The sequence below is a fragment of the Streptomyces liliifuscus genome (genome assembly GCF_016598615.1).
In the GTDB taxonomy this organism is placed as follows: Bacteria; Actinomycetota; Actinomycetes; order Streptomycetales; family Streptomycetaceae; genus Streptomyces; species Streptomyces liliifuscus.
The window spans coordinates 3,823,050-3,845,800 of record NZ_CP066831.1 but is presented as its reverse complement, the minus strand read 5'-3'; the positions used below and the strand labels follow the sequence as shown (position 1 = coordinate 3,845,800).

The following is a 22,751-nucleotide window of genomic DNA, read 5'->3' as shown; positions in this document are numbered from 1 at the left end:
TCAGAGCCCCTTCTCGTGGGTCGGGTCGTCGGTGACGCCGGCGTCGGAATGCTCGGTGGGGCCGGAGTCGGGGGCCGCGGCGGGGGTCGCGCCCGAAGTGGGGGACTCGGCGGGGCCGTCCGTCGGTGAGGCGCCCGGTCCGGCGCCGACGTGAGAGCCGGGCACCGTGTCCTCGGGCACCGCGCTGTGCCCCTTGCCGTGCTCGGACGCGGCCCCAACAGGAACCGCGTCCTCCGGCTCATCCTCCCCGAAGTCCGTCCCCTTCTCGAAATCCACTCCGTCGTCCCATGGTTCGTCCTCCGAAGGGGGCCGTCGCAGTAGGGCGATGGAGCCCGAGACGGTGGTCGCCTTCAACCGGCCGTTCCCCGCGCCCAGCCTGCCCGTGATCTTCTTGGCGCCCCACTGGCCGCCGACCCTGAGGTCCTCGAAGGCGCTGGAGACCGTGCCGCTCGCCGAGTCGACCTGGACCTCCGCGTCGGCCGGATGCGGCAGTCGGATCGCGATCTCGCCCGAGATGCTGGTCAGGCTGATGTCGCTGGGCCGCCCCGCGGGGTCGAGGTCGACGATCACGGAGCCGCTGACCGACTCGACCCGCACGGAAGGGCTGGAGCCCTCGATGACGGTCAGGTCGCCGGAGACGGAGTTGATCCGGAGGTCGCCGGTGAGGGCCTGTGCCTCCACGTTCCCCGACACCGTGTCCGCGCGCACCGGGCCGGAGAGTCCCACGAGTGTCGTGTCGCCGGAGATGCCCTTCACCACCGCGCGCCCGTCGACACCGGAGATCACGGCCGTGGCGCCGACCACGCCGACCTCGACGCGCGTACGTGACGGGACCGCCAGGGAGACCACCGCGCTGCGGCGCCAGCCCTTGCGGTCGAGCCACTTGAGGAAGCCCTTCCAGGGCAGGTCCTCGTACGCGACCGTGAGCGTGCCGTTCTCGTGGGTCACCACCAGAGGTGGTCCCTCTATCGAGGACACTTCGAGTCGGGTGGAACCCCCGTCGACCCCCACGACGTTCACCGTTCCATTGGCGATGCGCACATGGAGGGACGTCACCGGTTCGTCGAACGTGAGCTTGTCGGGCTCTGTGACGGACCACTCGGACATGGTGCTGACCTCCTCGGCCGGGGCGGGACACGACACGCCATATCGCGTCTTCCAATAGACACGATATATCGCGGATCCGTGAAGTCAAGGCACTCGTTCTGGTGATCCGGGGTGGATTAGTCGGCACAAAATCTAATAATTCGGGCGCGTGGTGCCCGTGCCAATGCCGCCCTCCGCGCTGAACTCGACGTCGTCGAGAGGGGGATCACTCGGCTCCTGGCTGCCCCGGCCCGATACCCCAGGGCCCGCGTCCTGGCACTCGCCCAGGTGGGGCCGGCCTGCCTCTCACCTGCTGGGGCGCACGGCGGGGGCGCTCCTGGTGGCGCACGGGGCGCTCGGGCCGGCGTACAACCTCATGCGCCCGCGCGACGGCCCCGCGGCGGGCGCCGGAAGCACCCGGCCCGAACCCCGAACGGGCCCTGCTCCAGCCCCCGACGGGCCCCACTCCAGCCCCGAACGGGGCTTACCCCAACCCCGACCAGGCCCTACTCGTCACTCGTCGTCCTCGTCGTCCAGGCGGGCCAGCCAGGTTGCGAGTCGTTCCACCGGGACCTCGAAGTCCGGGTTGAGGTCGACGAACGTACGCAGCTGTTCGGCGAGCCACTCGAAGGTGACCTCTTCCTGGCCGCGCCGCTTCTCCAGTTCCTCGATGCCGCGGTCGGTGAAGTACATGGGGTGTTCTCCTGCGTGCGTGCGTCCGTGTTCCGCTTCCGGTCACAGCCTATGTACTGCCCACCGGATCCGGTCTCCGGGAGCCGTCACCGACGGGTGCCCCCGCGCAGGTGCCCCTCGCACATGTCCCAGGTCGGGAGTTAGCCTTCTCCTTCCCTGCGGTAGGGGGAGCTTCACAGTTGGCAAAGGGAAACCGGCAGCGAACGGACGGGGGCGCCGTGGGTGGAGGGATCGAACGGATACGGCTCGACGACGGGACCGTCGTATGGGCGAGGGTCAGTGCGGCGGACGAGGCCGCGCTGGAGCGGGACGGATACCAGGACACCGGGGTCGGGGACCGGATCGTCGACATGGCGGGCGGACTGGCCGACGCGGTGGGTGGCGTCGTGCGCTCCCTGCGCGCCGGTCTGGACACCCCGGCACCCGTCGAGGTGGCCGTGACCTTCGGCATCGAACTGTCGGCGCAGGCGGGCAGGATCGTAGGAGCCATCGCGGGAGGCGGTGGCCAGGCTTCCCTTTCCGTGTCCCTGACCTGGACCGAGCCCGCGGGGCAGCCGGGAGCGGCGGGTGCGGGGCAGGGAGACGGCGGCGACGGGCAGCCCGGACCCTCGGCCTCCGGCACCGGATGAGCGCCCTTGAGGAGATGGTGCGCCCCTCGCTCGCGCGCATCGTGGCACCGGGTGACGGGTATGCACCGGACCGTGAGGAGTACTGGGGCAGCGGTTTCTTCATAGCACCCGGCTGGCTGCTGACCTGCGCCCATGTCGTGGGAAAGGGGGGAGCGGCCGTGTGGCGAAGTGGCAACGCCGTCGGCGTGACCTGGCAGGGCGGCAAGACCACCGGCGAGGTGGTGCTCGCCAAACCGCGGCCCGAGGAACCCGACGGGGCCCGCGGCAGTTGGCGGTTCCCGGACATCGCGCTCGTCAGGGTGCGCGGCGCCGACGACGCGCCGTGCGTCTGGCTGAGCGACCGGGAGCCGACCATCCCCGCTCCGGTCAGTCTGCACGGCTGGTCACGGCAGACCGGCGACCTCGGTATGCGGCACGGCATCGGAGAGGCGTCGGCCCTGGACGGCAAGGCGCTGCTCCTCACCGGCCAGACGCCGGTCGAGGGAGTCTCGGGCGGGCCCGTGGTCGATCTGCGGTACGGCGCCGTCATCGGCATGAACAAGGGGCGCGGCCGGCACGAGGGAGCCGCCGTCCCCATCACCGCGCTGCGCGAGCTGTACGACGTGCGGGGCGGCGAGCTCCTGCACACCGTCATGAGGGAGCACGACCTCCACCACCTCGGCCGCTTCAACGACCCGCTGGCGGGCGCCGACTGGACCAGGGCCCAGACCCGGCTGCGCGGCCCCGGTGCCCACGGGCTCGACCCCGGACTGCGCGTCCGTCTCTACGGCCACTTCGCCCAACTCCCGCCGCCCGGCGGCCCGGGCGAGGTGATGCACCTCGTCCACGAGGTCAAGTCCCGTGTGGTGCAGGAGGACTACCGCTCGCCCATCGAGCACGACCCACGCACCTGGCGCGAGGGCGCCGGACTCCTGCACGGACTGCGGGACCCGGGCGACCACGGCGGCAGACCCGAACTGGCCCTCGACGCCGTCCTGTTGTACGCGGCGAAGGTGGCCGGGCAGGCCGCCCTCGACCACCCCGCCGACGTGGACCGCGACCGGCTGCGCGCCTTCACCGCCTGGATCACCGAGCAGGCGACCCTCTACGCACGGCAGGCCATCCGGGAGGACATCGACGCCCTCCTGGACCGCCTCTCCGAGGAGACCCTCCGGACACCGACGACCGTCGCCACGGTCGCCCGGACACCGTCCCGGGCCCGGGCCGACGTCCTCGTCGACGTCGGGGAGCCCGTCTACGGAGAGCGGTATCCCCTGAGCGTCAAGCTCCTCTACGACGGCCAGGACGTCACCCCGCTCTACAGCAACGACCACGGGGTGCACCGCGACGAACTGCACCGGTACCTCAGGGAGCCGCTGGCGGAGGCGCTGCGCCTGGGCGACCGGGGCGAACACCTGGCCGCGGTCGAGGCCTTCCTGCCGCGCCGGCTGTTCGACGTACCGCTGGACGACTGGCGGCTCGGCCCCGACGACGGCTGGGACGACGCCGACCTGTTCGACGAACAGTCCATGCCGCTCGGGCTGCGCAGGGTCGTCGTCATCCGCGACCGCAGGCGGGGCGCCCGGCCGCCCAGCCCCGAATGGCGCCGCAGATGGGCGGGCGTGGCGAACCGGCCGCTGTCCGCCGGGCCGCTCAGAGGTGAGGCGACGGCGCAGGGGCATCCGGAGACGGGGCGCCCGGAGGGCAGGATGGCGGCGTACGGCCGGCTCTCGGGCATGGACGACGCGTGCGTTCCCGTCCACTGCGGCCCGGTCGGGAGCGGTCCCGGCCTCGACGCGATGGCCGCGGCGCTCGCCGCCGGGCACCCCCTGGTGCTGTGGCGCAGGGACGGCCACGACCACGACGAGTGCCGGGAGTTCCATCTGCGGGCCGGGCAGCTGCTGGGTCTGGCGGGCGGGGCCGAGGGTCTGCACCGGCAGGTGCGCGAGCTCAGGATCCGGGTGTCGGATCCCGACACGGCGGAGGGTCTCGTGGGCGACATCGCTGTACTGTTCGATCCGCCGGATCGTCCGCCGCACGGAACGGAACCCATGCAACCGCCCCTCATGGCAGCTCCCGACACGTGAATCGACTCCCAACTCCCTTGCCTCGCACGGATGTTCGCTGACCGGATTCGATGCCGGACGAACAGGAAGCTCGGCAGGCCCGGCACACCGGCGGTAACGTCGTACATCGAACAGCCGGACCCGCTGCATGATCACCAGAGCCGGGAGGAGCCCATGGTGAACGACTGGCGGATCTACCGCGGGGTGGGTCAGCCGCACGACGGTGTGCGGCAGTTACCCCCGCCGCCCCCTTGGCGGGACTTCGCGGCGGCACCCGACCGACCCGAGTCCGGCCCGGACGACCCCAGCAGCGCCCGCCGGCTCGGCGTACGGCGGCGCCTCGTGGAGAACTACGCGCCCCGGCCGGCCGAGGTCGACGCCGTCAACGCGGCCCTCTATCTGCGCCGCCCGCTGCTGGTCACCGGCAACCCAGGCACCGGCAAGTCCACCCTCGCCTACGCGGTGGCCCACGAGCTGGGCCTCGGCCGGGTACTGCGCTGGCCCGTCGTCAGCCGCACCACACTCCAGGACGGCCTGTACCGCTACGACGCCATCGGCCGCCTCCAGGACGTCCAGCTGGAGCGGGCCCAGGGCGCCACCGCCGCCCCCGCGGCGGCCCCGGCCGGCATCGGATCGTACGTACGACTCGGCCCCCTCGGCACCGCGCTGCTGCCCGCCGAGGTGCCCCGCGTGCTGCTGATCGACGAACTCGACAAGAGCGACCTCGATCTGCCCAACGACCTGCTGAACACGCTGGAGGAAGGCGAGTTCGCCGTCCCCGAGCTGGAGCGCGTGGCCGACCGCGAACCCGTCGTCGAGGTGCTCACCCACGACGGCCGCCGCGTGCCCGTGCACGGCGGACGCATCGCCTGCACCGCCTTCCCGCTCATCATCCTGACCTCCAACGGGGAGAGGGACTTCCCCGCGCCCCTGCTGCGGCGCTGCATCCAGCTGGAGCTCGAACCGCCCGGCGAGGAACAGCTCACCGCCATGGTCGAGGCACACCTCGGCGGCGAGAGCGTCGACCAGGGACGCGACCTCATCGACCGGTTCCTCGACCGGGAACCCGGCGAGGTCGTCGCCGCCGACCAACTGCTCAACGCCCTCTTCCTCACCCAGCACACCCCCCACGCGGAGCGCCTCACCCGCGAGCGGATCGCGGACCTGCTCATGCACCCACTCGACCGCTCGCGGTGAGCCGGATGCACGGGATGCATCTGGAGGACCTGATCGGCCGGCTGCGCCGGGGCGGTCTCGACCCCACCGCCGAAGAGGTGGCCGACGCCGTCTGGCTGTCCCGGTGGCTCGACCCGGCGCAGCCCCGCGCCGGGCAGGACCGGGGGCCGGCCGACCCGTCGGCCCCGCCGGAGAGCGGGACGGGGCCGACGATCCGCTCACCGGCGGAGCACACCCCCGGGACCGGCCGGGAACCCGGCACGGACACCTCGCTCGGCGCCGTCCCCCTGCACACGACGGGCGGCGGTGCAGGTCCGGGGACCGACGGCGCCCGGCAGGTCTTCCCGGTGCGCGCCCCGGCGGCCACCGCGCTGCCGGGCCTGCTGGGCCTCGAACAGGCGCTGCGCGCCCTGGGCCGCTACCGGGGGCCCGCCGCCCCGCCCCGGGACGGAGCGATCGACGAGGAGGCGACCGCCGACCACGCGGCCGCCAGCGGAGTCCTGGTGCCCGTCCGCCGCCCGGGCCGCCGCCGGCGCTGCGACATCCAGCTCCTGATGGACACCGGCCCGGCGATGGCCGTCTGGGGGCAGCTGGTCGAGGAACTGCGCCAGGCCTGCCAGCAGTCCGGCGCCTTCGGCAGCGTCCGGGTCCACCATCTGTACGCGGGCGACGGCGGCATCCCGCTCATCGGCACCACCGCCGGGCCGAGCCACCACACCCGGCTGCGCTCGGCCGACGAGTTCCACGACCCCACGGGCCGCTGGCTCACCCTCGTGATCAGCGACTGCGTGGGCCCCCTGTGGCAGAACGGCAGCGCCCAGCGGCTCCTGCACGGCTGGCCCCGCACCTCGCCGCTCGCCGTCGTCCAGCCGCTGCCGCCCCGGCTCTGGGGCCGCACCGCACTGCCCGCCGAACCGGGCCTGCTGGTCAGGCAGGCGGAGACCGGCGGACGCACCACGTTCCTGCCCGACGAGGAACCCTGGGACGAGCCCGCCGCCGGAGCCCGCCCCGTGCCGGTGCTCCAGCCGACCCCCGAGGCCTTCGAGGCCTTCTCCCGCCTCCTGTCCGGCACCGGCCCCACCAGCGAACGGGCCTGGGCCGCCTGGACCACCCCCGCCCCCGCCCCGGCGGAGAACGTGCCCGCGCAGCCCCCCGCCCCACGCGGCGACGACGAACTCCTGCGCGCCTTCCGCGCCGGCGCCTCGCCCGGCGCGGTCCGCCTGGCCGTGTACCTCGCCGCGGCCCCGCTCACCCTGCCCGTCATGCAACTCGTCCAGCGGGCCATGCTCCCGGACACCGGGCCCATGGAACTGGCCGAGGTCCTCCTGGGCGGCCTCCTCAGGCAACTGCCCGGCACCGAACGCCAGCCGTGCTTCGTCTACCCGGGCCGCGTCCAGGACCTGCTCCTCGGCTCGCTCGACCAGGACACGGCCGGACTCGTCCTCAAACACTGCTCCGCCTACGTGGAACGCCACTTCGGCAAGGGCACCCGCAACTTCGCCGCGTTCGCCGCCGCCCGCCTCGCCGACCACGCCACGACCGTCACAGCTACCGGCGTCACCGACGGCGAGGGACCCCAGGACGACCAGGGCGATGTGGAGGCCGAACTCTTCGCCCGCATCCCCGCCCGGGTCCTGCGCTTCTACCTGCCCGACCTGGAGACGCCCGTACCCCTCGCCGAGGCCGAGCGGCTCCTCGGCCAGTGGCAGGCCCTGGCCGACCCGACCGTCTTGCGCCGCGCGAAGGAACAGGCCGAAGCGGCCGTACGCCAGGGTGGCACCGGCCTCCCCGACGCCGTACGTGCCCATCTGCTCCTCGGCCGGATCCTGCGGGCGGAGGCCGGCACCGCGGCCGCGCGCACCGGCGACCGCCGCGTGGAACTCCTGAACGCCGCCGTCGCCGAGTTCACCCACGCACACCGCACGGCACCGGCGGACAGCCCCCATCGCGGCGAGGCCGCACTGGAACTCGCCGCGTCCCGGCACGAGTTGTGGCGCCTCACCGCGGACACCGCACACCTCACCGCCGCACTCGGCGTTCTCGGCGGCCCCGACGTCCCGCCGGACCCGGACGGCCCCTGGCCCGCACCCCTGCGCCGGGCGCGGCTGCTGCGCCGCGGACGACTGCTGCTCGACCTGGACCGGCCCGGCGAGGCGGTCCCCGAACTCCGCGAAGGATGCGGCCTGTTGGACAGCGAGGGCGCCCCCGACGCCGTACGCGGCCCGGCCCTGCTGGATCTCGCCCGCGCCCTGCACGCCGCCGGGACCGACGGATCCGAGGCCCACGACGCCCTCGTGCGCGCCGAACGCGCCGCGGCCGACGACCCGGCCCTGCGCCTGTCCTGCCTGGCCGCCCGGGCCGCATTCCACGACGCCGCGGGCGACCACCCGGCGGCCGACGAGGCGTACGAGACGGCAGCCATGCTCGCCCCGCCGGACAGTGTCCGGCGCTGCGAACTCCTCACCGTCTGGGGCGAGTCACTGCTCCGGCGCGCCTCCCGGCCGGACGGCGCCGGCATCGTCGACCGGGCCGAGAACGTCCTGCGGGAGGCACTCAAGGCCCTGCCCGCCCGGTCCGCCCAGCGCGGCAGACTCCAGGGGCTCATCGGGAGCGCGCTCGCACAGCGGTTCCGGCATCTGGGCTTCCTGCCCGACCTGTACGAGAGCCGGCACCTGCTGGGCCAGGCGGTCCGGTCCGCCGCCGGCGACGGCGTACAGGCCGAGTCCTGGCTCCAGTTGGGGCGGGTGCGCCTGGAACTGTGGCACCGCGCCGGGGCGCCCGTCCTGGCCGACGCGCTCCAGGCGTACGAGGCCGCGCGGCGCGAGGCCCACCGGGCCCACGGCGACGACCCCGGCTCGGTGACGGCCGCCCGCGCGCTGCACGGCCGCGCCGCGGTCCTCGCCCTCATGGGACGCCCCGTCGCGGCGGGCGAGGCCTACCGGGCGGCCCGCGACCAGTGGCAGCGGCTCGTCGGAGTGCTCACCGAAGTCGACTGGGACGACGTCGAGTCGACCCGCGCGGCGGCGGAGGAACTCGCCGCGCGACAGGCTCCGCCGAGCGGGCGGCGGCCACTGCCGGACGACGAGTGGAGCCGCGCCTCGCCGCCCTGGTACCCCTGGTCCGAGGAGCGGCTCAACCACGCGGAGCATGACCGGAGTTGATCGGTAAGGGTTTCTGATTCCCAAGCGTCGGGAAGAACTGGGCAGCCGTTGCGGCCGTGCGGGGCGGGCGTCGGCAGGGAGGAGCCGAGGGTGGGGGAGCAGAGGAATCGGGCGGCCGACCCTGGCCGGGACACCGGACGGACGGTGGCCCTGCCCGACCTCACCGACGTCGACCTGCGGACATTGCGTGCCATGGATGATCCGGGGCTCATCGCGGCTGTCGATCAAGTGCTGAAGAGTTCCCGCGAGTTCGGACAGGTCTGGTACGTGGGCGGCGAGGGCGAGAAGCATACGTTTCCGGTCACTGGCGCCTTACCCGGCGAGGAAGACCGGGGATGACCCTGGCAGCCGTCCCCTTCGAGGTCTTCACGGAACTCGCGCGGACCAGGCCCCACCCTGCGGCCACCGCGGCACTGGGTGCCGTACTCCACGCGCGTCGCATGCTGCTTCTCAAATCCCTCCTCGTCCTGGTCGAACAGCGCCGGGCCGGGCTGGCACCCGAGGTGCGCCGGAGCTTCGAGCGGGACTGGGTACTGCTGGAGCGGGCGGAGCGGACGGACCCCGCCGCCGTCCGTGACGTCGTCGACTACCCGATGACCGGCGCCTGGCTCACCGAGACGCTCGCCGCGCCCGAAGGCCCTGTCTTCGAGAGACATCTGGCGCACCTGGGCGGCGTGGCCGTCGCCGCCGCCGTCCGCGCGGGCTGCCAGGTCGACGGGACGCTCACCCAGCCGTCGGGCACCTTGGTACTGCCCGGACTCGGCGCGCTGTACTGCCCGTCGGGCAGCGTCCGGCTGAGCGGCGGAGCAGGACTGGTACGCCTCACGGACGGTGCCGGCGCTAGCGATGTGGTGCTGACCCGCCCCCTGGCCCGGGCGGATCCCGGCACACGGCGTCCGGTCGGCAGCGGGACCGGCTGGGCCGCCCTGCGCACCCTGCCCGGCACCACGGTCGTCCTCGACGACCTCGACCCCTACCGGGTGCCGCGGCGCGGGATCGGTCCCAAGGCCCTGCCGGCGGCCCGGCGCCCGCACTCCGCCCACCGGCTGTGGGCCCGGTCGTGGGGTGAGGCGCAGGCGCTCCTGTCGGCGACCGACGCCGGGCGCGGGGCGGAGACGGGCGCGGTGCTGCGTGCCGTGGTCCCGCTCATGCCGCTGGTGGGCGACGGAGGCACCACGATGAGCGCCACCCTCCGGTCCGCCCCGGGCGCCGTGCTGTCCCAACTGCCCGCAGACGCGAGGGAACTGGCGGAGTCCCTGGTGCACGAGTCCCACCACACCAAGCTGGCCGCCCTGCACGAGTTCGAGCCCCTGTACCGACCGGGCGGCGGCACCCTGCACCGCGTGGCGTGGCGGCCCGACCCGCGCCCCCTGTCGGGCGTGCTCCAAGGGGCGTACGCGCATCTGGCGCTCACCGACCTCTGGTGGCGGGCACGGGCCGGGCCGACCACCCCCGACGCCTGGCGGCGCAAGGCCACGCAGCAGTTCGAGACGTACCGGGAACAGGTCGGGGAAGCCTTGTCCATTCTCCTCGAATCCGATGAACTGACCTTTGCCGGAAGGGAGTTCGTCCAGGAGATGAGCAGGCACCACGAGAGTCTCGGCGTGGCGACCCGAAATCCTGGGTGACACTGGGTGCAAGATCAGTTGCGTCGTGTGCGGGCGGATGAGCGTTCGCATCCGGCGGGCAGGCGTGACGGACGTGGGAGCAGGGAGCGTGTGATGGCGGAACAACGGGGGACGGGCCGTGACAGTGCGGCGGCACCCGAGCATTTCCTCGTGGTCTTCCCCGGGTACCACCGTTCGTGGGCGGCATGGATCGCCCAGTGCCTGGAGCGGCACGGCCACCGCGCCACCCAGCAGCGCTGGGACCCGCCCCGCGAGGTCCCGCTGGAGGACTCGCTCGGCGACCTCCTGCTGTCCAGCGGGCGCGTACTGCTCGTTCTCAACGACTGGTTCTTCGAGCTGGGCCCGCGCCCCGCGGGTGAGTGGAACGACGCCCTGCGCGGTTTCGTCGCCGCTCACGCCGACCGCTTCGCCGCCGTCAACCTCACCAACCGGCCGCTGCTGCCCGCCACCGCGGTCCTCGAACCGGCCAGTCTGTGGGGCCTCAGCGAGGAGGGCGCGGAGGAACGCCTGCTGAGCAGGCTCGGCCTGGAGCGCCGCCGCACCCCGAGGACACTCCCCACCAAACTCCGCTACCCCGAGACCCGTGCCGAGATCTGGGGCGAGATCCCGCGCCGCAACCCGCGGTTCACCGGCCGGGACGACCTGCTCACCGACCTCCACCAGCGTCTTTCCGACGCGGAGCGAGGCGCCGCCGCCTGCACCCTGCTCGGCATGTCCGGCATCGGCAAGACCCAGCTCGCCGCCGAGTACGCCCACCGCTTCAGCCCCGACTACGACATGGTCTGGTGGATCAACTCCGACGACCGCAACATCCAGCGCGACCGCTTCGGCGAACTCGCCGTGGAACTCGACCTGCGCAGCGGCAGCGAGCCCGGCGAGCGCATCCGAGCCGTGCAGGACGCCCTGCGTCGCGGAGACCCGCACTCCCGCTGGCTGCTGATCTTCGACGGCTGGGACGACACCGAGGGCATCGACGTACTGCTCCCGCAGGGCCCGGGACATGTCCTGGTGACCTCCCGCAACCGCGGCTGGAGCGAGCACACGGAGGTCCTGGAGATCCCCGCCTTCCTGCGCGCGGAGTCCACCGCCTATCTGATGCGCCGGGCCCCGCACATCACCGCGGACCAGGCCGACGAGGTCGCCGTCGAGTTCGGCGACGTACCCCTGCCGCTCGTACAGGCCGCCTCCTGGCTCGGTGAGTCAGGAATGGAGGTTCCCGAATACCTGCGTATGGTGCGCGAGCGCAAGCTCACGACCGTCGACGAACCCACCACGGGCGAGGGCTTCCCCCAGTCGTCCATGACGTCCTGGTCGATACTGCTCAACCGGCTCCGCCGCTCGCAGCCGCAGGCCATCGACGTCCTCAGCCTGAGTACGTCCTTCGCACCCGGACGCATCCCGCTCGGCCTCATCCGCGCCTATCCGCAGGCGGAACTCCCCGAGGAACTGCGGTGGATGTCCAGCGACCTGCCCGCCTGGACCCGGGCCCTGGACACGCTCGTCAACTACTCGGTGCTCACCCGCGAGACCCGCGGCCCCGCGGGCGCGGAGATGGGCCCGCACCAGGAGTCCGTGCACATGCACCGGCTGGTGCACGACATCGTCTCCAAGCTGACCAGCGAGGAGAGCCGCACCACCCACCGCAAGGCCGTCCGCAGCCTCCTCGCGGAGGCCGACCCCGGCAACCCCGTGGACACCAGGAACTGGCCGCGATACGCCGAACTGCTCCCGCACCTGGAACCCTCCGGCGCGCTGGACAGCACCCGGTCACGCGTCCAGGGAGCGGTCCTGAACTGCCTGCGGTACTGCTTCCGCAGCGGGGAGTACAAGGGCGGTCTGGAACTCGCGCAGCAGATCCGTGACCGCTGGTCCCGGAATCTGGAGCCGCTCGCCCGGCCCATGCTCGACCTGACCACCCAGGAGAGCAACATCCTGCGGGCCAGCGGCCGGTTCCGGGACGCGTACGAACTCGACAAGGGCGTCCTGGAGAGGCTGCAGGCAGACTCGCAGCGCCACGAGCTCGGGGAACTGCGCACCAAGAGCGCCATGGCCAACAGCCTGCGTCACCTCGGGCGGTACGAGGAGGCACACGGGCTGCAGCGGGAGGTGCTCGACGGCAACGGCCGCCTGCTCGGCCCGAACGAGGCCGCCACCCTGATCGCCCGGCACAACCTCGGCGTCGGCCTGCGTCTCCTCGGCCGCTACGCGGAAGCGTACGAACTGGACCTGGAGACGCTCTCACTGCGGGAGAGCGTGCTGCGCGCCCGGCACATCAGCACGCTCAACTCGGGCAGCGCGGTCGTTCACGACCTGCGGCTCCTCGGGCGCTACCGCGACGCGCTGTCCCGCCAGGAGCCTGTCGTCCGGCTCCATGTGCAGGTGCTCGGTCCACTGCATCCGCAGACCCTGGAGGCACGCGTCCAGCTGGCCCTGTGCCGCCGTCGCGAGGGCGGCTACACCCAGGACGTGGGCCCCTCCATGGCCAGTCTCCTGGAACAGCTGGTCCAGCTGCACGGCCGGGAGCACTACCGCACGCTCTCCTTCCTCACGAACTACGGCAACTTCCTGCGGGAGCACGGCGACCTGAGCCAGGCACGCGATCTGATCGCGGAGGCGGAGGCCGGCTACCGGGCCCTCCTCGGCCCCGCGCACCCCGTCGCGACCGGCATGCTCACCAACACCGGTCTCGTCATGCAGGCCGCGGGCGAACGTGCCGAGGCCATGTCGATGTTCGAGTCCGCGCTCGCCGGACTCACCGCCACGCTCGGCCCCGACCACCCCTGGGTGCTGGGCTGTGCGCTGAACGCCGCGAGCGCGCGCAACTTCAACGGCCGTATCTCCGACGCCGTCGAGCTGAGCCGCGACACCCTGCGCCGGGCCCGGCACTCGCTGGGGGAGGAGCACCCGCTCACCCTCTCCTGCCAGGTGGCGCTCTCCGCGGACCTGCGTGCGGCACGGGAGCAGGAGGAGGCGGGGAAGCTGGAGGAGGACGGTCTTCTCTCACTCACCCGCACCCTGGGCGCCCAGCACCCGCACACCATCTCGGCCCGCCAGCGCACCCGGCCCTACTGGGACTTCGAGCCCTATCTCGGCTGAGGGCAGAGCCCAGAAGCCCAGCGGTCGACGGACAGCCGAAAGGGCCCGGCCCCGAGTCTGAGACTCGGGGCCGGGCCCTTGTTCGCGTACGTACTGAACCACGCGTTCGAAGCCGTCAGGCCTCGAACACCTCACGCACCAACTGCTCCTGCTCGGCCTGGTGCCGCTTCGCCGAGCCCACGGCCGGTGAAGAGGACGCCGGACGGGAGATCCGCCGCAGCCGCTCCCCGTGGGGAACGTCCGCGCCGACCGCCAGGTCCAGGTGGTCGATCAGGTTGAGCGCGATGAACGGCCAGGCACCCTGGTTCGCCGGCTCCTCCTGGGCCCACAGGTACTTCTCGGCGTTCGGGTACTTGGCGATCTCCGCCTGGAGCTCGGCACCCGGGAGCGGGTACAGGCGCTCGATGCGGATGATGGCCGTGTCCGTCGAGCCGCGCTTGGTGCGCTCCGCGTCGAGGTCGTAGTAGACCTTGCCCGCGGTGAAGACGACCTTGCGGACCGCGGACGGGTCCACGGACGCGTCGCCGATGACCGGACGGAAGCCGCCCGTCGTGAACTCCTCCGCCTTCGACGCGGCCGCCTTGAGGCGGAGCATCGACTTCGGGGTGAAGACCACCAGCGGCTTGTGGTGCGGGTTGTGCACCTGCCACCGCAGGAGGTGGAAGTAGTTCGACGGGAGGGTCGGCATCGCGACCGTCATGTTGTTCTGCGCGCAGATCTGCAGGAAGCGCTCGGGACGCGCGGACGAGTGGTCCGGGCCCTGGCCCTCGTAGCCGTGGGGGAGGAGAAGCGTGACGCCGCTCGTCTGGCCCCACTTCTGCTCCGCCGACGAGATGAACTCGTCCACGACCGTCTGGGCGCCGTTGACGAAGTCGCCGAACTGCGCCTCCCACATGACCAGGGACTCGGGCCTCGCGAGCGAGTAGCCGTACTCGAAGCCCATCGCCGCGTACTCGCTCAGGAGCGAGTCGTAGATGTTGTAACGGGCCTGGTCCTCGGACATGTACTGGAGCGGGGTGAAGTCCTCGCCCGTCTCACGGTCGATCAGCACCGCGTGGCGCTGGCCGAACGTGCCGCGGCGGGAGTCCTGGCCCGAGAGGCGCACCGGGGTGCCCTCAAGGAGCAGGGAGCCGATGGCCAGCGTCTCGCCCATGCCCCAGTCGATCGTGCCGTCCTCGACCATGGCCGCGCGGCGCTGCAGCTGGGGCAGCAGACGCGGGTGGACCGTAACGCGCTCGGGGATGTTGACCTGGGACTCGGCGATCCGCTTGACGACCTCCTGGGAGACCGCCGTGGTGACGGTCACCGGGAACTCGGGCTGCGCGTCCGGGACATGGGCCTCGGCCGGCGCGTTGGTCGCCTCACGGACCTCCGTGAAGACCTTCTCCAGCTGGCCCTGGTAGTCCTGCAGCGCCTGCTCGGCCTCTTCCAGCGTGATGTCGCCACGACCGATGAGCGACTCGGTGTAGAGCTTGCGCACCGAGCGCTTCTTGTCGATCAGGTCGTACATCAGCGGCTGGGTGAAGGCCGGGTTGTCCGACTCGTTGTGACCGCGGCGGCGGTAGCAGATGAGGTCGATCACCACGTCCTTGTTGAACGCCTGACGGAACTCGAAGGCCAGGCGCGCGACGCGCACCACCGCCTCCGGGTCGTCGCCGTTCACGTGGAAGATCGGGGCCTCGATCATGCGGGCCACGTCGGTCGAGTACATGGAGGAGCGCGAGGACTCGGGCGCCGCCGTGAAGCCGACCTGGTTGTTGATGACCACGTGGACCGTGCCGCCGGTGCGGTAGCCCCGCAGCTGCGACATGTTCAGGGTCTCCGCGACCACGCCTTGGCCCGCGAAGGCCGCGTCGCCGTGCAGAGCCACCGGCAGGACCGTGAAGTCCGTGCCGCCCTTGTTGATGACGTCCTGCTTGGCGCGGACCACACCCTCCAGGACCGGGTCGACCGCCTCCAGGTGCGAGGGGTTGGCGGCCAGCGAGACCTTGATCTGCTCGCCGTCCAGACCGGTGAACACGCCCTCGGCGCCCAGGTGGTACTTCACGTCGCCGGAGCCGTGCATCGACTTCGGGTCGAGGTTGCCCTCGAACTCCCGGAAGATCTGCGCGTACGACTTGCCGACGATGTTCGCCAGGACGTTCAGGCGGCCGCGGTGGGCCATGCCGATGACGACCTCGTCGAGGCGGGACTCCGCCGCGCTGTCGAGCACCGCGTCGAGCAGCGGGATGACGGACTCGCCGCCCTCCAGGGAGAACCGCTTCTGGCCGACGTACTTCGTCTGCAGGAAGGTCTCGAAGGCCTCCGCGGCGTTCAGCCGGCGCAGGATGCGCAGCTGCTCCTCGCGCTCCGGCTTGGTGTTGGAGCGCTCGATGCGGTCCTGGATCCACTTGCGCTGCTTCGGGTCCTGGATGTGCATGAACTCGACGCCGGTGGTGCGGCAGTACGAGTCGCGCAGGACACCGAGGATGTCGCGCAGCTTCATCATCGACTTGCCGGCGAAACCGCCGACCGCGAACTCGCGCTCCAGGTCCCACAGGGTGAGCCCGTGCTCGGTGATGTCCAGGTCGGGGTGCTTGCGCTGCTTGTACTCCAGCGGGTCGGTGTCGGCCATGACGTGGCCGCGGACCCGGTAGGAGTGGATCAGCTCGAAGACGCGGGCGGCCTTCGTGACGTCGTCGTCGTGCGAGGCGTCGATGTCCTTGAGCCAGCGGACCGGCTCGTACGGAATGCGCAGGGCCTCGAAGATCTCGTCGTAGAAGCCGTTCTCGCCGAGGAGGTAGTTCGCGACGATGCGCAGGAACTCGCCCGACGCGGCGCCCTGGATCACCCGGTGGTCGTAGGTCGACGTGAGCGTCATGACCTTCGAGATGCCGAGCTTGTTCAGGGTGTCCTGGGACGTGCCCTGGAACTCCGCCGGGTAGTCCATCGAGCCGACGCCCATGATGACCGACTGACCGGGCATCAGACGCGGGACGGAGTGGACGGTGCCGAGGCCGCCGGGGTTGGTCAGCGAGACCGTGACACCGGTGAAGTCGTCCATCGTCAGCTTGCCGTCACGGGCGCGGCGGACGATGTCCTCGTAGGCCTGCCAGAACTCGAAGAAGTTCAGCGTCTCGGCCTTCTTGATGCCCGCGACGACGAGCTGGCGGTCGCCGTTGGGCTTCACCAGGTCGATGGCGAGGCCGAAGTTGATGTGCTCCGGCTTGACCAGGGTCGGCTTGCCGTCCTTCTCCACGAAGGAGTAGTTCATGGACGGCATGGCCTTGATGGCCTGCACCATCGCGTAGCCGATGAGGTGGGTGAAGGAGATCTTCCCGCCCCGGGCACGCTTCAGGTGGTTGTTGATGACGATGCGGTTGTCGAAGAGCAGCTTCACCGGGACCGCGCGCACGGACGTGGCCGTGGGCAGCTCCAGCGAGGCGTTCATGTTCTTCGCGACCGCGGCGCTCGGTCCGCGCAGCGTCACGTACTCCGGGCCCGCGGGAGCCTCCGACGCCGGTGCGGCCTTGGCGGCGGCCGGCTTGGCCGCGGCGGGCTTCGCCGGAGCCGCTGCGGGAGCGGCGGCGGCAGGCTTCGCCGGTGCGGCGGCCGCGGGCTGCGGCGCCGCGGGTGCGGCCGGGGCCGGAGCGGCCTGAGCCGGAGCCGCGGGTGCGGCAGGGGCGGCCGGCGGGACCGTGGTGGTACCCGCGGCCCCCGCGGCCGCGGCACCCGACGGAGCCGAGGCGGCGACGCCGCCCGGCTTGTAGTCGGCGAAGAAGTCCCACCAGGCTCGGTCTACCGAATTCGGGTCCTGGAGGTACTGCTGATAGATCTCGTCGACGAGCCACTCATTGGGACCGAACGCAGCAGCGGGGTTCTTCCCGGCTTGGTCCTCGGTCGAGGTGCTCGAGTTACTGGGGGACTGTGGCGACACGGCGGCAACCGCCCTCTTCCGCTTCACAAGGTGATGGACAGCGGGAATAAAGGCTACGCCTCCCGGACCGCGTAGGTCAGGCCGGGCCTGGTCATCGTCGCGTAAGTCACATCGAAAAGCGTGTTTCGGTGGTGGAAATGGCGGGAAACAAGCGAGGTTCCGATGCGGAACCGACACGTCGGGTCAGGACTGCGGCCCCGAAAGGCCGAGCCTCCGTACGAGGACCGCGCGATGACACGTGTCCTGCTGCCCGATCACACGTTTCACACATGGATCTTGGGCTCTCGATTTGAACCCTACGTCAACCTGTCAAGGGAAGGCACTCCCGGAAGAGTGACCTGGATCCGGCAACCACGCGGGGATTCGGCCACACCGATCCGGCCGCCGTGCAGATCCACCGCCCAGCGGGCGATCGCGAGCCCGAGGCCCGTACCGCCGTCGCTGCCGGGGCCGTGCGGGGCGGCCACGCCGCCGCGGTTGAACCGCTCGAAGACCCGGTGCCACTCCGAGCGCGGGATGCCCGGACCCTCGTCCAGGACCTCCAGGTCCAGCGACTCGTGTCCCTCGCCGCGCCTGGCCTTCACCGTGACGCGGCCGTGCGGCGGGCTGTGCTTGACCGCGTTGTCGATGAGGTTGGCGACGACCTGGTGTATCCGCTCCGGGTCCGCGTGCGCGGTCAGCTCGGGCGGCGAGACGTCCAGGTGCAGATGGACGTCCGTACGCGTGTGACTGCCGGAGCCCGAGGCGATGCCCGCGCGCGCGGAGGCCACCATGTTGGCCTCCTTCAGTACGCCGGACAGGTACGGCCACACCTCGAAGCGGCGCTTGCGCAGCGGTACGACGCCGTTGTCCAGGCGGGAGAGGTCCAGGAGCGTCTCCACGAGCCGCCCCAGCCGCTCCGTCTGCTTCAGAGCCGTACGCATCGTCTCGGGGTCGGCGGCGGAGACACCGTCCACCACGTTCTCCAGGACCGCGCGCAGACCGGCGATGGGGGTGCGCAGCTCATGGGAGACGTTCGCCACGAGCTCCTTGCGCTGACGCTCCTGGGCCTCCAGGTCGTCGGCCATGCGGTTGATCGTCTGGGCCAGGTCGCCCAGCTCGTCGCGGCGGTCGGCGCCCCTGACCCGGCGGGTGTAGTCGCCGTGCGAGATGCCCCGCGCCACGGTGTTCATCTCGTCAAGCGGGGAGGTCAGCGAGTGCGCCACGAACTGGGTGATCAGCAGCGTCGCGATCACCGAGAAGACCGTGATGAAGCGCAGCTCCGTCTCGGTGCGCACCGCGATCATCAGCAGACCGGTGGTGATGAAGACCGAGACGACGACCAGCGCGCCGAGCTTCGTCTTGATCGAGAAGGGCCGCATCTCGCCCCAGGTGTCCGTCGCCGATCCCACCGCGGAAGCGGTACCGGCGGCCGACGTCATCGCGGAGGCGGGGGCCGTCCCGGGAGCCGGCGCCGCTCCGGACGCCGCACTCGAATCGGGCGCCGGACTCAGTCCGGACACCGAGCCCGAACCGGTACCGGAATTGATACCGGTACCACCACCGGTACGGGGCGGTGAATCCGAACCGGGGCCGACGAACGCACCCGTACCCGGGTCGGCGAGAGGTCCCGCGTCTGAGCCGGTGTGCGACCCCGCGGCCGAACGTCTGCCCGGGCCCGGGCGCCTGCCGAAAAGCGAACGGGAACCCGCACCCGCCAGCACGCTCCTGCGCCACGCACCGATACTGCTCATCACTTCCGCCCCCTCAACCAGGGTGCCCGACTCTAGGGCGTCGGGGTCTCCAGCGCGTAGCCCACGCCATGAACCGTACGGATGCGCTCGGCGCCGATCTTCCGGCGCAGCGCCTTGATGTGGCTGTCCACCGTGCGGGTGCCGGACGCGTCGGCCCAGTCCCACACCTCGGCCAGCAGCTGCTCGCGCGAGAGCACCGCGCGCGGTGTGTTCGCCAGACAGACCAGCAGGTCGAACTCCGTGGGCGTGAGATGCACGTCCTCGGAGCGCACCCGGACCCTGCGCTGCGCGTGGTCGATCTCCAGCTCGCCGAGCCGCAGGATGCCCGAGCGCGGCGTCGACGCGGCCAGCGCGGCGCGCTCCACGCGTCGTAGCAGTACGTGCACGCGCGCGGCCAGCTCGCGCATCGAGAACGGCTTCGTCATGTAGTCGTCGGCGCCCACGCCGAGCCCGACCAGCATGTCCGTCTCGTCGTCGCGCGCGGTGAGCATCAGTACCGGCACCGGACGGGCCGCCTGCACCCTGCGGCAGACCTCCAGGCCGTCGAAGCCGGGCAGCATGATGTCGAGAATCAGCAGGTCGGGCTGCCATGCCTCGGCCGTGTCGACGGCGGCCGGCCCGTCACCCGCCGTTTGCACGAGGAATCCCTCGGCGCGCAGGCGGGCGGCGATGGCGTCCACGATCGTCGGATCGTCCTCGATCACCAGCACCCGGCGCTGAGCGCCCGGAGTGGCCGCCGTGCCGTTCTGGGAGGTGTGTGTCTGCTCCATCGCCCGCCCCTGAGTGTGCTTTCCGGAACCAGTGGGGTGATTCCATGACTGCGCTTGACGCTTGAATGATCGGCGTCAGGTCAGCAGGGTACGGGCAGTGACCGCCGCTCGGCTATCCAGGCCCGATCGCGAGATGCACGACGTCCGGAACGCCCCGGGCAACCGGGATCTCTTCGGTACGCACCTGTCGGAACCCGGCATTCCCCAAGGTTCTTGCGAAATCAGACGAGGGCTGGGCCGACCACACGGCCAGTACCCCGCCGGGCCTCAACACCCTTGCGCACGCGGCGAGTCCGGCCGCCGAATAGAGGTTTTCGTTGCCCTCTGTGACGGTCCACTCGGGTCCGTTGTCGATGTCGAGGCACAGCGCGTCGTACGTGTCGGACGTCTCATTGACGTATGCGACGAGATCCGCCTCGATGATCTCCGTGCGCGGATCCGCGAGCGCCCGCGACGAGAGCCCGGCGAGCGGCCCGGCCCGGTGCCAGTCGATGATGGCCCGCTCACGTTCCACCACGGCGATCCGGCCCCAGCGCGGCTCGGCGGCCGCGTGTGCGAGCGAGAAGCCGACGCCCAGGCCGCCGATCAGCACGTCGGGCCCCGGCCGCCCGTCCAGCGCCCCGAGCGATGCCTCGACCAGCCGTCTCTCCGAGCGCCCGTCGGAGGTGTCCATGAGGAAACAGCCGTTGACGATGATCTGCAGCAGCCCGCCGTGGCGGCGGAGCACGACCTCGCCGTACGGCCCCTCGCGACGGTCGATGACTTCAGGAGCGCCGTGGGAGGCGTCGTAAGAGGTGTCGTGCGAGGTGGTCATGCGGCCATCCTGGCAACTTCCCCCAGCACGAGCAGCTGAATTGCGCCGGGCCGCGTCCGACCATGAGAGACGGCTGTGAATCGGCCCTTCGGTGGCGCCCGTCACAGACAGCCCGGCCGTGCGAAGCTGAGGGTGGGGGTGACGGAAGGAGCCTCCACGGTGAAAAGGCCTGTGACGAGCGGCGCGGAGACGACGAACCCCGCCGCACCCTCCGCCTCCACCACCGATCCGGACGCCGTTGGCGCCACCGATCCGTACGCCGCTCCCGCCGCGGGGCTCGACGGCATCCCGCGGCAGCGGCCTCTCGCCGTCGAGAGCGCGCACGTCGCTGTCGCCGTCGATGCGTCCGCCGTCGCCGGGAGCGCGCCCGCCGCTGCCGGGAGCGCCCGGCCCCTGCCCGTGCCCCTTCGCCGTGTACGGCCGTGGCGGCTGCTCCCCACGCCCACCGGAACCCCCTTCACCTTCGGGTACGCGGTCGTCCTCGCGGTGACGTCTCTCGTGGCCGAGTACGCGGATCCGGACCTGGTGGACCGGGTGCTCCAGGCGTCCAGTACCGATGTGGCGCATCTGGCGCAGTCGCCGGTGCGTGTGCTGGTCGCCAGCGCGCTGTGGATCGCGGGCGGCCTCACCTCGGCGTACGTGATCGCCTTTGTGCTGGTGCTCACCGCGTTGGAGCGGCGGATCGGCGGGTGGCGCACGGCGGGCGTCTTCCTGCTGGGCCACGGCCTGGCGACGCTGGCCACCGAGATACCCGTCGGCCTCTCCGTCCTCGCCGGGCACCTCCCCGAGAGCTCGCTCCACCGCTACGACTACGGCATCAGCTTCGGCGTCGCCGCGAGCGTCGGCGCGCTGGCCGGGCTGCTCAGGCCCTGGCTGCGCCTGACCGTGCTCGCGGTGTTCGGCCGGCTGGTCGTCGGCGACCTGATCGCCTTCACGGATCCGATGACGAACTGGGGACACCTGATGGCACTGGCCATAGGGGTCGCCACCTGGCCGCTGCTGCGACGGGTCAGCTCCAGGACGAGGACCGGGTCCACGGAGACCCCTCGTACGGCACGGGCCTGCCCGTGAACGCGTCGAGGAGCATGCGGTCGCCGACCGGCCGGTCCAGTTTCACCGTCACCTTCTTCGCGCGCAGGTCCGACGTGCAGGGACCGTCGGAGGGGTTGCGGAACCAGGCGGAGAACACCACGTTGTCCTCGCTCTCCAGCACGGCGACGCCGGGGCCGTCGTCACAGGACCCGTGGTGGGCGCGCAGGACGACGGTCCGGCCGTCCCGCGACACCGAGTCCAGCCCGGCGAGCTCCCACAGGTCGGACGTCAGGTCCCGGACGGGCTTGACCGGGGGCCTGGGAAGCTTCGAGGCGACGACCGCGACCCGCTTGAGCGGGGTGTCGTAGCCCTTGATCGTGAAATGCCAGGCGGGGACCGTCGCCGAACCCCGGCTGGTGTGGATCGTCATCTCCCCGAGCCGCGCACCGGTCAGGACGAGCCGGGGCCCGGGAACGGAACCCCCGCCGACCTTCTCGTACGCCGCCCGCGCGGAGACGACCGGAACGGCCAGCGAGCCACCGCCGCGCCAGCGGATCTCCCCCTTCTTCGGCGGGGCGCCTGGAAGGGAAGCGCGGACCTCGAAGTTCTGACGCTGGTACGCCTGCTTGTCGGCGTCGTTGTGGAACGCGCCCTCGGGCAGCCGGACCGGGTCCCCGAGCGGGAAGTACCCCTCACGCCACACCCGGGCGGCCTCCGAGCCCGTCCAGGCCTCGGAGACCTGACGCGCGCGTTCCGCGGTACGGGCCGGGTCGTGCGCACTGGCATCGCCGTATTTGTCCCCGCATCCGGAGACTCCGACGGCCGCGGTGACGAACAGGCCTGTGACGACGAGAAACCTACGCAGCCGAGCGGTCCACATGATGCCCCCGAGGCAGACGACTGGAACGGACAAGCAATCCGACGCTGCACCTGTGACGCACCGGACGGGCGAGACGTTCACCGGCATTCACC

General features: G+C 71.7%; 15 protein-coding genes. 8 read left to right on the top strand and 7 right to left on the bottom strand.

Annotated features, from left to right (window positions below; all coding sequences use genetic code 11):
• Complete coding sequence (locus JEQ17_RS16150; RefSeq protein WP_200395903.1) at positions 1-1,107, bottom strand: DUF4097 family beta strand repeat-containing protein; 1,107 nt, start codon at positions 1,105-1,107, stop codon at positions 1-3.
• 492 nt (positions 1,108-1,599) lie between these two features.
• The gene (locus JEQ17_RS16145) at positions 1,600-1,779 is read right to left on the bottom strand and encodes a DUF6104 family protein (protein WP_010476542.1); all 180 of its coding nucleotides are present in this window, start codon (positions 1,777-1,779) and stop codon (positions 1,600-1,602) included.
• A 218-nt stretch (positions 1,780-1,997) separates the two neighbouring features.
• On the opposite strand from JEQ17_RS16145, the gene JEQ17_RS16140 reads away from it, so the two are divergent.
• From JEQ17_RS16140 to fxsT, 7 genes are all read left to right on the top strand, one after another.
• Complete coding sequence (locus JEQ17_RS16140) at positions 1,998-2,408, top strand: CU044_2847 family protein (protein ID WP_234048221.1); 411 nt, start codon at positions 1,998-2,000, stop codon at positions 2,406-2,408.
• A complete protein-coding gene (locus tag JEQ17_RS16135) occupies positions 2,405-4,474 on the top strand; it encodes a VMAP-C domain-containing protein (RefSeq protein WP_234048220.1) in 2,070 nt (689 codons plus the stop codon). Before JEQ17_RS16140 ends, JEQ17_RS16135 begins: the two co-directional genes overlap by 4 nt.
• 156 nt (positions 4,475-4,630) lie before the next feature.
• A complete protein-coding gene (locus tag JEQ17_RS16130; protein WP_200401517.1) occupies positions 4,631-5,650 on the top strand; it encodes an AAA family ATPase in 1,020 nt (339 codons plus the stop codon).
• 5 nt (positions 5,651-5,655) lie between these two features.
• The gene (locus JEQ17_RS16125; RefSeq protein ID WP_200395902.1) at positions 5,656-8,790 is read left to right on the top strand and encodes an SAV_2336 N-terminal domain-related protein; all 3,135 of its coding nucleotides are present in this window, start codon (positions 5,656-5,658) and stop codon (positions 8,788-8,790) included.
• A 144-nt stretch (positions 8,791-8,934) separates the two neighbouring features.
• The gene (locus JEQ17_RS16120; RefSeq protein ID WP_200402114.1) at positions 8,935-9,129 is read left to right on the top strand and encodes a hypothetical protein; all 195 of its coding nucleotides are present in this window, start codon (positions 8,935-8,937) and stop codon (positions 9,127-9,129) included.
• Complete coding sequence (locus JEQ17_RS16115; RefSeq protein WP_200395901.1) at positions 9,126-10,418, top strand: aKG-HExxH-type peptide beta-hydroxylase; 1,293 nt, start codon at positions 9,126-9,128, stop codon at positions 10,416-10,418. Before JEQ17_RS16120 ends, JEQ17_RS16115 begins: the two co-directional genes overlap by 4 nt.
• Before the next feature lie 93 nt (positions 10,419-10,511).
• A complete protein-coding gene (gene fxsT / locus JEQ17_RS16110) occupies positions 10,512-13,514 on the top strand; it encodes an FxSxx-COOH system tetratricopeptide repeat protein (RefSeq protein WP_200395900.1) in 3,003 nt (1,000 codons plus the stop codon).
• A gap of 115 nt (positions 13,515-13,629) precedes the next feature.
• On the opposite strand, the gene JEQ17_RS16105 is transcribed toward fxsT, so the two are convergent.
• From JEQ17_RS16105 to JEQ17_RS16090, 4 genes are all read right to left on the bottom strand, one after another.
• Positions 13,630-17,430 carry a multifunctional oxoglutarate decarboxylase/oxoglutarate dehydrogenase thiamine pyrophosphate-binding subunit/dihydrolipoyllysine-residue succinyltransferase subunit gene (locus JEQ17_RS16105; RefSeq protein WP_200395899.1) on the bottom strand — a complete coding sequence of 1,267 codons (3,801 nt, stop codon included), beginning with the start codon at positions 17,428-17,430 and terminating at the stop codon, positions 13,630-13,632.
• A 296-nt stretch (positions 17,431-17,726) separates the two neighbouring features.
• Positions 17,727-18,791 carry a HAMP domain-containing sensor histidine kinase gene (locus JEQ17_RS16100; protein WP_200401516.1) on the bottom strand — a complete coding sequence of 355 codons (1,065 nt, stop codon included), beginning with the start codon at positions 18,789-18,791 and terminating at the stop codon, positions 17,727-17,729.
• Positions 18,792-19,195: 404 nt separating this feature from the next.
• Positions 19,196-19,933 carry a response regulator transcription factor gene (locus JEQ17_RS16095; RefSeq protein ID WP_055617694.1) on the bottom strand — a complete coding sequence of 246 codons (738 nt, stop codon included), beginning with the start codon at positions 19,931-19,933 and terminating at the stop codon, positions 19,196-19,198.
• A 112-nt stretch (positions 19,934-20,045) separates the two neighbouring features.
• Positions 20,046-20,747, bottom strand: coding sequence for a spermidine synthase family protein (locus tag JEQ17_RS16090; protein ID WP_200395898.1), 702 nt, complete (start codon positions 20,745-20,747; stop codon positions 20,046-20,048).
• Between the two features lie 159 nt (positions 20,748-20,906).
• Between JEQ17_RS16090 and JEQ17_RS16085 the strand changes: the two genes are divergently transcribed.
• On the top strand, positions 20,907-21,818 hold the full coding sequence (locus JEQ17_RS16085) for a rhomboid-like protein (protein WP_234048219.1): 912 nt from the start codon (positions 20,907-20,909) through the stop codon (positions 21,816-21,818).
• On the opposite strand, the gene JEQ17_RS16080 is transcribed toward JEQ17_RS16085, so the two are convergent.
• The gene (locus JEQ17_RS16080; RefSeq protein ID WP_234048218.1) at positions 21,757-22,692 is read right to left on the bottom strand and encodes a hypothetical protein; all 936 of its coding nucleotides are present in this window, start codon (positions 22,690-22,692) and stop codon (positions 21,757-21,759) included. The genes JEQ17_RS16085 and JEQ17_RS16080 overlap by 62 nt on opposite strands.
• Between the last annotated feature and the right edge of the window lie 59 nt (positions 22,693-22,751).

Coding starts and splice junctions, on each gene's coding strand:
- JEQ17_RS16100 (WP_200401516.1), bottom strand. CDS start 18,791: ATGCGGCCCTTCTCGATCAAGACGAAGCTCGGCGCGCTGGTCGTCGTC.
- JEQ17_RS16090 (WP_200395898.1), bottom strand. CDS start 20,747: ATGACCACCTCGCACGACACCTCTTACGACGCCTCCCACGGCGCTCCT.
- JEQ17_RS16145 (WP_010476542.1), bottom strand. CDS start 1,779: ATGTACTTCACCGACCGCGGCATCGAGGAACTGGAGAAGCGGCGCGGC.
- JEQ17_RS16135 (WP_234048220.1), top strand. CDS start 2,405: ATGAGCGCCCTTGAGGAGATGGTGCGCCCCTCGCTCGCGCGCATCGTG.
- fxsT (WP_200395900.1), top strand. CDS start 10,512: ATGGCGGAACAACGGGGGACGGGCCGTGACAGTGCGGCGGCACCCGAG.
- JEQ17_RS16095 (WP_055617694.1), bottom strand. CDS start 19,933: ATGGAGCAGACACACACCTCCCAGAACGGCACGGCGGCCACTCCGGGC.
- JEQ17_RS16150 (WP_200395903.1), bottom strand. CDS start 1,107: ATGTCCGAGTGGTCCGTCACAGAGCCCGACAAGCTCACGTTCGACGAA.
- JEQ17_RS16115 (WP_200395901.1), top strand. CDS start 9,126: ATGACCCTGGCAGCCGTCCCCTTCGAGGTCTTCACGGAACTCGCGCGG.
- JEQ17_RS16125 (WP_200395902.1), top strand. CDS start 5,656: ATGCACGGGATGCATCTGGAGGACCTGATCGGCCGGCTGCGCCGGGGC.